Raw genomic sequence first — 13,396 nt, 5'->3', positions numbered from 1 at the left:
TCGGGGCCGCCGGCCGCGAGTGGTATCGCGCACATCCCGGGTCGGTCGCTGATTCGACCGCGGTCGACCGGGTAGTCGCGCTCTGTCCGGCGAACGAGAAGAAAGGCATTCGACGATGAACGTCCCCATCAAGAGCACCCTCGACCCGGAACAGCAGCACATCGCGGGTGAGGCGCTGCGTGCCACGGTTATCGACCTCATCGATCTGTCGCTGATCGCCAAGCAGGCCCACTGGAACGTCCTCGGCCGTAATTTCCGCTCCGTCCACCTCGCGCTGGACGAACTGGTGACCGCGGCCCGCGATTTCACCGACGACGCCGCCGAACGCGCGACCGCTATCGGTGTCAGCCCGGACGGCCGGGCCGCGACCGTCGCCAAGGAGGCGGGTGGTCTGGCGTTTCCCGACGGCTGGCAGCAGGACACCGATGTCATCGACGCGATAGTGAAGAACCTCGGAATTGTTGTCGGCCGCCTGCGTGAGCGGATCGAGGCCACCGAGAAAGCGGATCCGGTGACGCAGGATCTGTTCATCGAAATCGCGGCCCGACTCGAACAGTTGCACTGGATGTGGCAGGCTCAGCTCTCCTCCGCCTGATACGTCGTCCCGCGCTCGCGCGGTTCGGCGGGCACACTGTCGAGCCGGCGCGACCGCGCGGGCCGGTGACGCCGTGATCGGGCCGGGTTACGAGGAGGTGTGGGAGTGGTTCGGGTTTCCGGATCGCCGTACGGACTGAGCACCGGCGCCGACGGCGCGCTGTGGTTCACCATGGCGACCGAGGGCGCTGTCGGCAGGTCCGCGGACGGTGAGGTCCGGATATTCCCACTCGAGCCCTCCGGCGGACAGCCGACGGTGATCGTGCCGGGGCCCGACCGGGCCATGTGGTTCACCGAGTTCCGCGGGGACCGGATCGGCCGCATCACCGGGGAAGGTGATGCGACCTGGTTCCCGGCACGATCACCGTACGGCGTCACCACCGGGCCCGACGGTGCCCTGTGGTTCACCGAGCTACAGGCCGACAAAATCGGCAGGCTCACCGTGGACGGAGAGGTGACCCGGTTCGCCGTGGCCGGTATGCCGTCGATGATCACCACCGGGCCCGACGGCGCGCTCTGGTACACCCTCAACCAGGGCAATGCGATAGGCCGGATCGATCCCGGTAGCGGCGGCACGGCCGTGTATCCGCTCCCGACCGCGGCGGCGATGCCGGTGGGTATCACCGCCGGACCCGACGACGCGCTGTGGTTCGTGGAGATCGGCGCCGGGCAGATCGGGCGGATCGGTCTCGACGGCACTGTCGTCGAGTTCCCGCTCCCGGACCGGGAGTGCAAACCGCATGCCATCGTCACGGGTCCCGACGGTGCGCTCTGGTTCACCGAATGGGCGACGACCCGGCTCGGCCGGATGACCACCGGCGGCGCGATCACCGAGACCGAACTGCCCGGGTCCGAACCGCACGGGGTGACGGTCGGGCCGGACGGTGCGCTGTGGGTGGCGATGGAATCGGGCAGCCTCGAACGTATCGCGGTCTGATCAACGGCGGCGTGCCGCCGGATTCGCCGATGCGGCGTGCCGCCGGATCCGGCGGATCGCTCGGTATGCTGCGGAGCATGGCCCGGATCTGGTCGGTTGTCGCACGTGGAGTGAACCTCGTTCAGCTCATGTGGGTCGCTGTCCTGACCCTCGCCATGACCGTTTCGGTCCTGAGCGACGGCCCGACCGCCGTCGTCGGCGCCGCGGTCGCGGTCGCCGTGCTGCTCGGCCTCGCCGAGCACGGTCTGCGTTCCGGGGTCCGGCGCCCGGCCCGGTCCGCCACCGGCCCCGCGCACGACGAGCGGCGGCTACGCGGTGCGTTCCGCAGGCAGAGCGCACCGGATACCCCCGGCCGACCCCGTCTGCCCCGAGCACCCGGACAGGTCCCGGCTGCCGCGTGACGCTTCGGCGTCACGTCGGCCCCGGTCGATCCGTCCTGCAGCGCTGACCAGTGTGGTCGGCGCGTGATCCGCATCCGCCGCGGTCCTGCGCGCGGTGCAGCGAAGAGGTGCTCTCGTGCTCGATTTCATCTATTACCCCGTATCCGCGATCCTCTGGGTGTGGCATACGGTCTTCGGGGCCGTACTGGGTCCCGACAGCGGCTTCGCCTGGGCGCTGGCCGTGGTGTTCCTGGTTTTCACCATCCGGCTGCTCCTGCTCAAACCCGCGATCGAACAGATCCGCACCGCCCGGCGGATGCAGGAGTTGCGGCCGCGGCTGGACGAGCTCCGTAAGGAACACGCCGGTGATCGCGCCGCCCAGGCGGCGGCGATGCAGAAATTGCAGCAGGAACACGGTTTCAATCCGCTGATGGGCTGCCTGCCCGCACTGGTGCAGTTACCGGTGTTCCTGGGCCTCTATCACGTACTGCAATCGTTCAACCGCACCGGAACGGGGTTCGGCAAGCTCGGCATGACCCCGGAAGCCAACGCCACCACCCCGAACTATTTCTTCGACGTCGCCGATGTGCAGTCCTTTCTCGGTGCCCGGCTCTTCGGCGCGCCCATCTCCGCGGCTGTCGTCAGCCCCGAGAGCGTCCTGGAATCCTTCGCCGCGCACGGGTCCGTGCCGACCACGGCCGGTATCGCGATTGTGGCGATCCCGCTGATGGTGGTGGCGAGTCTGGCCACCCATTTCAATGCGCGGGCGTCGGTGGCGCGGCAGGATCCCGCGGCCGCGGCGAATCCGCAACTGGCGTTCATGAACAAGTTGATGCTGTGGGTGTTCCCGCTCGGCGCGCTGGTGGGCGGTCCGCTGCTGATGATCGCGATCCTGCTCTACTGGGTCGCGAACAACCTGTGGACCTACGGTCAGCAGCATCTGGTGTTCGCCCGGATGGACCGGGAGTCGCGACCGGGAGCCGATACCACCGCACCGCCGGCACCGGATACGTCGCAGCCGGATATGCCACAGCCGGGCGCGGACCCGGCGTCCCGGCCGAAATCCGGTCGCCGCCGGAACCGCGCCCGCTGAACCGGCGATCAGCCGCGCCCGCCCACCGCGGGCAGGATCGCCTGATCGACGATATCGGCGAGAGTCTGCTCATCGGGTAGCGCGCCGGAGTCGAAGGAGAACTTCAGGACCAGCGCCTCGCCGATATCGAGGACCACGGGCGTGAGCCGGGCCGGGTCGATATCGCCGGTTGTCGCGTAGTGCCGCAGTACGGTGCCGGTGAACCGCCCGCCCTTGGGTTCGAATACCCGGGTGTAGATGGCCCGGGCCAGGTCCGGATAGCGTTCGCGCTCGGCGAGGATCGCACCGGTGGCGCGCGCGGTGGGGGTGGCCATCCAGGTCACCATGAGCCGCAGCGCCGCGATCAGATCGCCGCGGAGATCACCGGTGGGCGCCGCGGTCGGGCTCTCCTGCGGGAACTCCGCTCCCAAGGCGTCCAGCAGAATCGCCTGCGGGCTGTCCCAGCGCCGGTACAGCGAGGTTTTCGCGATACCGGCGCGCTGCGCGATCCCGTCCATCGTGAGTTTGCCCATCCCGACGCCGATGACCTCCTCGACCACGGCGGTGTGCACGGCCGCCACCACTTCGGCATCACTGCGGCGGCCACGTGTTCCGGGCATACGACCCTCCGGTATCGCGCGGGACTGACCTGTGCAGACTAGTCGGCGGCCGGCTCCACGATCGCGACCGCGGTGGCGAAGGGCCCGAGTTCGACCTCACCGTCCTCGACCGGCCGGGTGACGGCCGGATCGGCGCCGGTCGAGGTGTCGACCGTGTGGATGTTCGCGACCGGGTCGGCGAAACGTACGCGCACGGGCTCGGGGTACTTGTTGACGAGCAGGATCCGCCGCTGTCCGTCCGGGCCGGCGAAGGCATGGCTGTGGATCCGGTTGTCCGGCGAAGCCAGGGTGGGGGCCGCGCCGGCCCGATAGACCGTATCGCCCGGGCCGAAATTGGCGAGCAGCAGCTCCAGCGCCCGGTAACGAGCATTGGGTTCGCCCGTCTCCCAGTCCAGTAGCGATACTCCGTGGACCATCCCGGGATAGCCGAGGAACTCGGCGACTCCGACGACCTCGATACCGAGTTCGATCAGCTGCGACCAGAGATAGGTCACCACCGCCGCGCTCAGCGCCCAGTACTCCGCCGGTGCATCGGGTTCCGGATTCATCACATCAGGGGTGAACGTGCCGATCTCGTTGATATGGGTCTCGGTCCCCGGCGAGAGACGCTGTTTGATCGATTCGATCAGCTGCACCTGGCGCAGGAACCCGTCCACCTGGGAGAAGAGCACGCCGTGCCAGCTCTCGGAGGGGAGATTCCCCGGCAGCCCGATCGGGTTCAGAATATCGGGGCACGCGTAGAAGTGGTACGAGAAAGCGTCCACGGGGCGGCCGTCCGCGTGATTGGCCGGGTCGAGGAAGTGCCAGAAGTATTCGGGATCGAAATCGACCAGGCTCAGCGACAGCCCGATGAACTTCATCTCCGGATCCAGCGGGCGCAACCGCGCGACCACGGCATCGTAGAGCCGGGTGTAGACCTGCGGTGAGAGCTTGTGTCCCACATCGGGTTCGCACAGCACCTCCCAGAAGGCGAACCGGTTATCGCGACCGGATTCGTGCCGGACCCCGAACTGGTCGGTGAATCCGCCGTCGATGTACCACCGGCCGATCCGTTCGAAATGCTCGGCCACCTCGGTGAGACCGGGGTCGCGGAATTCGGTGCCCTGTTCGTAGTCCCAGTGGATGGCCGAGGGATCGTCCTGCAGGACGTACGGCTCCGGAGTTTCGAACATCCAGGTGGGGATGGTGGCGAAGTTCGCGACCACCGGCCGGCCCTCGGCGGCCGCGAAGAAATCGTCCACGAATTCGTCGAGCCGGCGGAAATCCCAGGAGGTGCGCTCGGCGGTGGGCGGATCGAGTTCCGGGACGGACAGTTTCGGTGAGGACCACCAGGGCAGGAAGCGCGCGTATCGGGCTTCGAGATCGCGGAGTGCGGCAAAGGCTCGATCGTGGACGGGGGAGTTGCGCTGGAGTGGCGGTGCGGTCCAGAGGTGAGTGGTCAGGGTGGTGCGGGAGGTGATCGTCGGTGTCGTCCAGTCGACGGTGACGGGCAGTGCGTCGGTCATGGTGGCCTCTCTCGGGGAAGTGACTCCACCAAAGTAGCTACGAAATAGTAGCTACGCAAACGTATCTTAATGGAGGTGGACCTCGGCCCGGCCTGCTCGCCGGACCGGAGTCGCCGGGATCGTGCGATAGTGCGGGAGCGATCCCGGCCGGGCCGGGGCGGGCTGTGCCCCGACCCGGATCGAACCGGGGGCGGTCGGATCGCGGTTCGATTCAGCGCTCGCCGACCGGCCCCGCGGCGTCGCGCAGCCGGCCGTCGGACAGTTGCAGCCAGCGCTGCACCCCGATCTCGGCCAGGAATCGCTCGTCATGGCTGACCACCACGAATGCCCCCCGATAGGCGTCGAGCGCACTCTCCAGCTGCCCGACACTGACCAGGTCGAGATTGTTGGTCGGCTCGTCCAGGAGCAGCAGCTGCGGCGCCGGCTCGGCGAACAGGACGCAGGCCAGGGTGGCGCGCAGTCGTTCGCCGCCGGAGAGCGCGCCGACCGGTAGGTCCACCCGGGAACCGCGGAACAGGAAGCGCGCCAGCAGGTTCAGCCGTTGCGGGGTGGGCAGGTTCGGGGCGAACGCGGCCAGGTTCTCGGCGACGGTGCGGTCGAGGTCGAGCAGATCCAATCGCTGGGACAGGTACGCGACCCGGCCCTCGGCGCGCGTCCCCGAACCGCTGTCCGGCGCCAGATCGCCGTGGACGATCCGCAACAGGGTGGATTTACCCGCGCCGTTGGGTCCGGTCAGAGCGATCCGCTCGGGCCCGCGGATCGTCAGATCCGCGCCGTCCCCGGCGAAGATCTCCTTCTCGCCGAAGCGATAGCGGATCTGTTCACCGGCGAACACGGTGCGCCCGGCCGGGACATCGGTATCCGGTAGCTGTAGGGCGATCCGCTGCTCGGGCCGGAGGGCGCGCTCGGCCTGGTCGAGCCGGTTCTTCGCGGCATCGACCCGGGCGGCGTGGGTTTCGTTCGCCCGCCCGGCCGATTCCTGGGCATTGCGCTTCATGGTCCCGGCGAAGATCTTGGGCAGGCCGGCATTGCCCAGGTTCCGGGCCGCGTTGCTCGCCCGCTTCGCGGCCCGCTCCCGGGCCTGCTGGAGTTCGCGCTTCTCCCGCTTGACCTCCTGTTCGGCATTGCGGATGTTCTTCTGCGCGACCTCGCGTTCGGCGCGCACCGCGTCCTCGTACTCGGTGAAACTGCCTCCGTAGAAGCGGATCTCACCGGAATGCAGTTCGGCGATCCGGTCCATCCGGTCCAGTAGAGCCCGGTCGTGGCTCACCAGCAGCAGACAACCCTTCCAGTCGGCGAGCAGGTCGTAGAGCCGGTGCCGGGCCGCGAGATCGAGGTTGTTGGTCGGTTCGTCCAGCAGCAGGACATCGGGTTGCCGCAGCAGCTGGGCCGCCAGCCCCAGCGATACCACCTGACCGCCGCTGAGGGTGCGCAACCGCCGGTTCAGCGGCAGCTCGCCCAGGCCGAGGCGTTCCAGCTGGGCGCGGGTGCGTTCCTCGATATCCCAGTCCGTGCCGATGGTCGTGAAATGCTCTTCGGCGGTGTCGCCGGATTCCACGGCGTCCAGTGCGGCCAGGATCGGTGCGATACCCAGTGTTTCGGCGACCGTCATCTCGCCGGTCAGCGGCAGGGTCTGCGGGAGGTAGCCGAGTACGCCGTCGACGGATACGGTGCCGGTCCGGGGGGACAGGTCACCCGCGATCAGCCTCAGCAATGTGCTCTTGCCCGCGCCGTTGGGCGCGACCAGGCCGGTGCGTCCGGCGGGCACGCTGAAGGACAAGTCGTCGAATACGGGGGTGTCGTCCGGCCAGGAGAAGGAGAGGTTCGAACAGACGACGAATGTTTCGGACATGTAGGAGAGACCTCGATTGTCGTTCGGGCGCGTAGCGCTGCCCCGAAGAAGGAAAAGTGAACGACGAAGCGGCCACTACAGCGGCGCCGTACGCGCCCTACTGGTGGCCGTCAGAGCCGGGTGGCTCCGGAGATATCGAGTTCACCAACCATGGTCGATCTCTCTGTGGTCGAAGGTGCCCTCCTCACGATAGCAGCCGGCCGGTTGTGCCGGTCCCGGCCTTCCGGGTGGCCGGTCGGCCGGGACCGTCGACGTCAGGGGCGCGCAGCGAAATAATTCTCGGTATCGCCGCTGGTCGGCGGTTCGCCGCACTGGATTCCGCAGCGTTGCTCTTCGGGCACGGTGGATCCGTCCGCATAGGCGCAGCCGGCACTGTCGCAGGTGTAATTGCGATCGTTGGGATCCATCGGCAGGGGTTCGGAGTAGTACGACCACGCGAATCCGTCGGAGTCCTGAATGGCCGAGCAGTAGACGGTGGTGCCGTCGGCGAGGTGCCCGACCTCGCCCGGCTCCGCACAGTAGCTGTGCAGCTCGACCTGTGGATTCGGCCCATCGGCGACCGGGGTCGCCTGGGTCCAGGGGAGTGCGACCGCGGGAGCGGCGGCGAAGAAGAGAGCGGCGGCCCCGACGGTCGCGCCGAGAAGTCGGGGGCCGACGCGCCGGAAACGCGCTGATGGCCTCATGGAAGACGAACCCGTTCTGTCGAGTTGTCGTATCCCCGCCCCGGGTCGGACTGATCGATATTAGCTATTACGCCATGTGGGTGGCAATGGTTACCGATTTTCGCAGGGCCCGGCGCGGGGTGCTCGCGGGACCGTGACTCGAATCTGTGTGACATGTGATGCGCATCACAAAGATTTCCGGGAACCGATTCGACTCGCGTGCTGTCAAACCTATCGACAACCACGGATGTTGTTGTCATTCGAATGATCGAACTATCAAGGGAATTCAGATGTCTCTGTCGACCGAATACCGCCGCTACACCACGGACGAGGAACTCTCGGCCGCCGATATCGCAAACTCCGCCGCACCGGCTTCGACGCCCGCGCTGACCGTGGTTCTGCTGCGCGCGACGCTCATCGCGCAGAAGTCCTCGCAGCAGTGCGCGATCGGGCTGGCCGGTGGTACCCCGAATGTCGGAAAGACCATCAAGACCGTTTGCTAGAAAGGGGTAGGGGGGTGGCGTATCGGATTGTCGATACGCCTCACCGCTGTTCGTCATGAACATTCTTCTCTATGTTTCCGGTGCGGTGACGGCGGCGACCACTCCGCTCGTTCTGCACGCACTCGACTCGATGCGGCCGAGGGACGAGGTACGTGTTGTCCTGTCGCGTTCTGCCCGTCGATTCGTCACACCACTCGCATGTGGCGCCGGCATACGGACGGTCCTGACCGACGACTGGGATGAATTGAGTCATGGCGAGCATGTGGAGTTGAGCCGATGGCCGGAGGTCATCGTGGTCTATCCGGCCACCCTCAACTTCGTCACGAGATTTTCGCTGGGGACGGCCGATACGCCGTTCCTGCTGGCCGCGCAGTGTTCACCGGCGAGGATGATCATCGCGCCGGCGCTGCCGCCCGGCGGGGTCGGCTCGGTCGCCTTCACCGGGGCGCGGGATCGTCTCGCCGGTCAGGAGCGGATCGTCGTCCTGCCCACCACCTCGGCGCCGAGTCGCGTCCTGCGGCAGGATTCCGACGGCGCGCCCGCCGCGTTCACCGATGTCATCGATGTACTCGGCCGGATGGAGCGCGAGGTTTCCGGATGAACGAGACGCTCGAATCGGTATCGTGCAGCAACAATCTGGTGTCGGTCCGGACCCGCGAGGGCGACCGATCGCGGCTCGTCCGGGTGCGTGGCGACGGTGCCGGCCCGGATTCGCTCGAATTCTGGCGTACCGCGGCCGTCTCCGGCGCCGTGGTACCGGCGGTGAACCGGGGCGCCTACGAGTACGACCTGCCGGGTACGGCGGTATCGGCGTTGGATATCAGCGATCCGAGCCCGGTTCGGTCGGCCGTCGGACAGATATGCGATGCCTTGACCGCGGTCCACGGGCTTGCCGTCGGCACATCGGTCCTCGGAGCCATGCCGGGGCCGCGGTGGATCCGGCGCCTCGGGAACCGGATCGCGCACATACGGAATCATCCGGGAGATCTGGGTGCCGCGGTACGACGCGAGATCCCGGACGACTACGGACGAGATCCGCGAGCGTGGTACCCGGTGGGGCATCGATCGGGCCTGCTGCACGGAGCTCCGTCGCTCGCCGATGTCTACATCGCGTCGGACGGGGTGACGGTTCTCCTCGGCGAAGACGGTGCGGCGGGCCTTCCGGAGATGGATTGGGGATATCTCCGCGGAGAAATCCAGGAGATAGCACAACTCGATTCTTTTCCGATAGCTTCCCGGTGCGCGGAGGCGCTGGAAATTATTTCCCGGCACACGAGCCGGCTGGACGGCCGGTTGATCGATGTATTCGCCGAACATCGGCGAGTGCTGCACGCGCTCGACTATATCGACTCGTTCGTCGAGAACGTCGAAGATCTACCCGGCTCGATAATCACCCTACTCGGGGGAGTGAAATGGACACTACTCATCAATTGACCGGCGCTGCCCTGGTCTACAAGGCTGCCGATCCGGACGATTTCCCGATGGTGCGGGAATTGCTGCACCGGTCGGGGATCGGCGATATCTCGAATGCGGTCCAATTGGGCGGGCGCAATACCAACTGGCTCGCCACCGGATCCTCCGGCGGGCCGGTATTCGTCAAGTACGAGGCCGCCGCCGGGCCCGCGCGTACGAAAATATTCCATGAGCTGCTGCGTTCGAGTCCGCTGTACGACCGCATCTCCACACCCGGTCTGCGCGCCGTATCGGCGGACGGCAGTGTCCAGGTGTACGACGTGATCCCGCAGTCGGTCACCGCACAGCAGCGCATTATCGAGGCGAGCTCGAGTACCGGAATGTTCCACCGGATGGGTGCCGCGGTCGGCGCGCTCCATTCGCTCGGCGCGGCAGGCACTTCCGGTGTGCCCCCGGTGGATCCCATGCCGTCGAGTTTCGGTGTGGAGGCGGTGGCGGAAGCCGTACTTCCGGCACTGTCCGCCGCACAGCTGTCCGCTTTTCGCCTCGTCCACACCGATGCCGAGGTGTATCGGGCCGCGCTGGACCTGCTGGCCGGTCAGGAGTCCGCGGCACCACTGGGCACCGTCCACGGCGATCTGCGGCTGGACCAGGTGCTGGTGGAGCCGGACGGCGCCTGCTGGCTGATCGACTGGGAGGAGTTCGGTATCGGCAGGTTGTCCCGGGATCTGGGTTCGCTGATCGGAGACGTGATCAACACATCGGTGATCGCCGCGCTCTGTGATCGGGATGCCGCCGCGCCGGCTCGCCGGTCGGACCGTATCCGGACCGGCCTGGAACAGGCGAAGGACCGTACCGCCGCGCTCTGCGCCGGTTATCGGGAATCGTGCGGGTCGGTTTGGGGCCGCGATGGGTTCACCGGTGAAGTACTGGGTGAGATAGCGCGATACGCGGGCTGGCACCAGTTCGATCGGTTGCTGACCACAGCGGAGGGGATGCTGTTCCTGACACCCGCGTCCCGGGCGCTGGCCGGTATCGGTCGGGCCCTGCTCACCGATCCGGCGATCTTCGTCGACGAATTCGAACTCGGTGAGGTGCTGTCGTGATTTCCTCCGGCCTCGCCCCCACCGGCAACAGCACCGGTCTGGCCGCTGTACTGGCCGAGCGTCTGACTCCGGTGTCGAACGGCGCCGAATCCGTGGCGCTGAGATTCGACGGTGCCGAGATCGCCGGTCCGGTGGACCTGGTGACACAGCGCCTGGCGGCCGTGTTGTACGAGGCACTGCACGCCAGACCCGGCCGCCGGGTCGCCGGAGAGCCGGCGGACCCGATGCTCGCCGCCGTGCTCGCGGACAAGCCCACCCACTGCTCGCCGATGACCACCGCCCTCGTCGAGCGGTTCGGCGACCGGGAGTTCGGAGTGCGCAGACCAGTGGTGGCCGATAACGGTGCGACGGTCGTCTACGACTACCGCGGACTGCTGGTCCGGACGCCCCGGCAGAAAATATCGGACTGGATCGGCTCCGAGATCGAAACGCGGGTCGCGCACTATTCGAGTTCGGTTTCGCCGGGATTCTTCTACATCTACGGTCGTGGGTCGCTGGCCGGCCCCGACGGAAGCGGTCTCAAGAAGCGCCGCATCTACCTCGCCCTCGGGGATCCGTCGGCTGCCCGGGACCTGTTCATCCGCACCGTCGGAGTGCTCGACGATGCGGGTATCGACTTCGAGGCCAAGGTCTTCTCGGACGCGCCGAACTACCCGCGCAGCGACGCCATCGTGCTGTACCTGGACGAGACGCCGGATTCGCTCCTCGGCGGATTGATCGGGGTGGCAGCCGATTTCGCAGGCGCGTTAACCGAGAAATCCATGCTCACGAGGTCGGTGAGCCGGGGTATCTCGCTCGCCGACGAACCGGTGGATCCCGACCCGCGCCGGAGTGCGATGAGTTTCGGGCAGCACCGCTGCCTGATGATCGCCGGCGCTGTGCTGGAACATATCCGGGACGGCCGTGAACTGGAGACCGCGCTCGACGCTTCGGCGGCGGCATTCGCGGTGGATCCCGCGGACTTCTCGCGCAATCTGCCGCAGGTCCGGCTGTGATGCCCGGGGCAGAGATCCTCGTCCTGGATTTCGCGGATTCGGCGCGACGGGCGGCCCGGAGCAGGCCGGTCCTCTCGGTGATCGTCGAGGGCGGGGCACGCGACGATGCTGCGTACGGTGCGGGCTTCGCGCATATCCGGGAGCACTGGACGATGGCCTCGTTCCAGCGGTCCCTGGGTGCTGCCCTGACCATGTCGACTGCCAAGACCCTGCAGTTCCAGACCGAATTCCTGCTCTTTCTCGACAGCGATCGCGCCGCACTTCCCGATATCCTCGAGCGAGCGCCCTGGACCGACCGCGAGCTGGCCGCCGAGACAGCGGTGATCGTGGACGAGATCGTGATGGCCGAATCCCAGCACACCGCGGTCGCCGTCGATCGGGAGTTGCCCCGGCGGTTGTCGGCGTACGGCACCGGAACCGACTGGGGGTACGGGGACCGGGAGACGATCCGCGGCTGGACTATGGCGACCCTGACCGACGCGGTGGCTTCGACCTGGGGCGAAAGTCCCCGGATGCATATCTCGTCCTCCGGGGATCCAGCGATGTGGTGCCCCGGGAATCCGCCCGGACCGGCACGGACCGGTGGTGGCTCGCTGACGGTCGGCTCGGCGCCCACACCCGGGCCCGCGCCCTTCCTGGATCGGACGGCATTCGCCGGCTGGCGTATTCACTACACCGACCCGCTGGACCTGGCGGATCTCGATGATCTGGCGATACTGCTGCGCACCACGGCCTGTCGCGATCCGCGGCGTCATCGCGAACCGTGGCGAGCCGAGCTCCGGATCGGCCAGTTCGGTGAGATGTTCACTTCGCGTGGCGATGAATATCTGCTCATCGCCACGCGTTTCGAGCGCCCGGCCGCGCCGGCCGATCACCGCGATCGCGTGCGGGAACTGCTGACGGCGGTGCGTGAACGGCTCGACCGGGCGGTTCGCGACGGCGACCACGAACTCCTGGCCGCGGTGGACCGGTTCCGTCGCCTCCACCACGCGCGGGCCGCCCAATCGGTCAATCAGCGCACAGTTCTGCACAATCGAGCGAAGGCGCTCGGTCTGGGTGGTCATCCGCACCTGTCCTTCCGGGCCCGGACCACCGCCGAGAACGAGGCGTTGTGTGTTCGTCTGTCGGCGATCATTGCTAGCCTGCTCACGGTCGATCCGGTCCGGTTGGCCGCCGATGGGGGGTCGTCGTGAGTCCGGGTATCCGTGAGCTGGCACTGCCGCCGGATATTCCCGTCGTAGTCGTGCGTGCGCCCGGCAATCCGCTGCTCGAAGCCAGATTCGTGGTGGCCGTCGGGGAATGGCCGCCGATATGCGCCGATACCGCGTACGACGCGGCGGTGGCGATGATCGCGGACTTCTCGCCGCCCGGTGACTGGACGGCCTCCTCCGGCGCCCGCGGCGCGTCGCTGTCCACATCGTGCGACGGCGAACTGTTGATCGTGAGCGCCACCTGTATCCCGGACAGCACCGGATCGGTACTCGATGCGGCCGCGCGGGTTTTCGATCGGGTGCGCGGTTTCGGCGCCGCCGGTGACCGGAGCCGCACCGGCACCGCGCCGGAATCGGCAGACCCGGGTGAAATCCGCTGTGCGCTGGACATTCCCGGTGCCGCGGACGGCTATGCCCGGACCCGGCGCGCGGTCATCGCCCAGGCTCTCGATTCGGGCACCTTTCCGGCCTCTGCCCCGGGCCCGCGGACACACAGTCGCATCACGCAATTCGTCGTAATCGGTGGAGATATCAAGGAGTAGGAAA

Annotated in this window: 15 protein-coding genes; 11 read left to right on the top strand and 4 right to left on the bottom strand. The window is 67.4% G+C overall.

Annotation, left to right across the window (positions count from 1 at the left end):
• Positions 1–115 precede the first annotated feature (115 nt).
• The 4 genes from ACWEWT_RS16035 to yidC all read left to right on the top strand — a co-directional run bounded on the left by ACWEWT_RS16035 (position 116) and on the right by yidC (position 3,004).
• Positions 116–595 carry a Dps family protein gene (locus ACWEWT_RS16035; protein WP_452559607.1) on the top strand — a complete coding sequence of 160 codons (480 nt, stop codon included), beginning with the start codon at positions 116–118 and terminating at the stop codon, positions 593–595.
• A gap of 99 nt (positions 596–694) precedes the next feature.
• A complete protein-coding gene (locus ACWEWT_RS16030) occupies positions 695–1,531 on the top strand; it encodes a Vgb family protein (RefSeq protein ID WP_452559606.1) in 837 nt (278 codons plus the stop codon).
• A 77-nt stretch (positions 1,532–1,608) separates the two neighbouring features.
• Positions 1,609–1,932 carry a DUF6412 domain-containing protein gene (locus ACWEWT_RS16025; protein WP_452559604.1) on the top strand — a complete coding sequence of 108 codons (324 nt, stop codon included), beginning with the start codon at positions 1,609–1,611 and terminating at the stop codon, positions 1,930–1,932.
• A 115-nt stretch (positions 1,933–2,047) separates the two neighbouring features.
• Positions 2,048–3,004, top strand: coding sequence for a membrane protein insertase YidC (gene yidC / locus ACWEWT_RS16020; RefSeq protein WP_452559602.1), 957 nt, complete (start codon positions 2,048–2,050; stop codon positions 3,002–3,004).
• Positions 3,005–3,012: 8 nt separating this feature from the next.
• Here the strand turns inward: yidC and ACWEWT_RS16015 are convergent, their stop codons facing one another.
• The 4 genes from ACWEWT_RS16015 to ACWEWT_RS16000 all read right to left on the bottom strand — a co-directional run bounded on the left by ACWEWT_RS16015 (position 3,013) and on the right by ACWEWT_RS16000 (position 7,643).
• Complete coding sequence (locus tag ACWEWT_RS16015) at positions 3,013–3,603, bottom strand: TetR/AcrR family transcriptional regulator (protein ID WP_452559600.1); 591 nt, start codon at positions 3,601–3,603, stop codon at positions 3,013–3,015.
• Positions 3,604–3,641: 38 nt separating this feature from the next.
• Positions 3,642–5,108, bottom strand: coding sequence for a hypothetical protein (locus tag ACWEWT_RS16010; RefSeq protein WP_452559599.1), 1,467 nt, complete (start codon positions 5,106–5,108; stop codon positions 3,642–3,644).
• A gap of 211 nt (positions 5,109–5,319) precedes the next feature.
• Positions 5,320–6,960: a ribosomal protection-like ABC-F family protein gene (abc-f, locus tag ACWEWT_RS16005; RefSeq protein WP_452559597.1), complete on the bottom strand. Its 1,641-nt coding sequence runs from the start codon at positions 6,958–6,960 to the stop codon at positions 5,320–5,322.
• A gap of 254 nt (positions 6,961–7,214) precedes the next feature.
• The gene (locus tag ACWEWT_RS16000; RefSeq protein WP_452559595.1) at positions 7,215–7,643 is read right to left on the bottom strand and encodes a hypothetical protein; all 429 of its coding nucleotides are present in this window, start codon (positions 7,641–7,643) and stop codon (positions 7,215–7,217) included.
• Between the two features lie 269 nt (positions 7,644–7,912).
• Between ACWEWT_RS16000 and ACWEWT_RS15995 the strand changes: the two genes are divergently transcribed.
• Genes ACWEWT_RS15995 through ACWEWT_RS15965 form a run of 7 tightly spaced genes read left to right on the top strand, consistent with a single transcriptional unit; the run spans position 7,913 to position 13,392 of the window.
• Positions 7,913–8,125 carry a hypothetical protein gene (locus ACWEWT_RS15995; protein ID WP_452559593.1) on the top strand — a complete coding sequence of 71 codons (213 nt, stop codon included), beginning with the start codon at positions 7,913–7,915 and terminating at the stop codon, positions 8,123–8,125.
• A 55-nt stretch (positions 8,126–8,180) separates the two neighbouring features.
• A complete protein-coding gene (locus tag ACWEWT_RS15990) occupies positions 8,181–8,726 on the top strand; it encodes a flavoprotein (RefSeq protein WP_452559591.1) in 546 nt (181 codons plus the stop codon).
• The gene (locus ACWEWT_RS15985; RefSeq protein ID WP_452559590.1) at positions 8,723–9,559 is read left to right on the top strand and encodes a hypothetical protein; all 837 of its coding nucleotides are present in this window, start codon (positions 8,723–8,725) and stop codon (positions 9,557–9,559) included. The genes ACWEWT_RS15990 and ACWEWT_RS15985 overlap by 4 nt, the downstream gene beginning before the upstream one ends.
• Positions 9,538–10,644: a phosphotransferase gene (locus ACWEWT_RS15980; protein ID WP_452559588.1), complete on the top strand. Its 1,107-nt coding sequence runs from the start codon at positions 9,538–9,540 to the stop codon at positions 10,642–10,644. The genes ACWEWT_RS15985 and ACWEWT_RS15980 overlap by 22 nt, the downstream gene beginning before the upstream one ends.
• A complete protein-coding gene (locus tag ACWEWT_RS15975) occupies positions 10,641–11,639 on the top strand; it encodes a T3SS effector HopA1 family protein (protein ID WP_452559586.1) in 999 nt (332 codons plus the stop codon). Before ACWEWT_RS15980 ends, ACWEWT_RS15975 begins: the two co-directional genes overlap by 4 nt.
• Entirely contained in the window at positions 11,639–12,832 is a 1,194-nt protein-coding gene (locus ACWEWT_RS15970) for a hypothetical protein (RefSeq protein WP_452559584.1), read from the top strand. The genes ACWEWT_RS15975 and ACWEWT_RS15970 overlap by 1 nt, the downstream gene beginning before the upstream one ends.
• Positions 12,829–13,392 (top strand): hypothetical protein, encoded by a 564-nt coding sequence (locus tag ACWEWT_RS15965; protein WP_452559582.1) that lies wholly within the window; start codon positions 12,829–12,831, stop codon positions 13,390–13,392. Before ACWEWT_RS15970 ends, ACWEWT_RS15965 begins: the two co-directional genes overlap by 4 nt.
• The last annotated feature ends 4 nt before the right edge of the window (positions 13,393–13,396 follow it).

The organism is Nocardia sp. NPDC003963, assembly GCF_053605105.1.
This window is presented reverse-complemented; position numbering and strand designations above follow the sequence as displayed.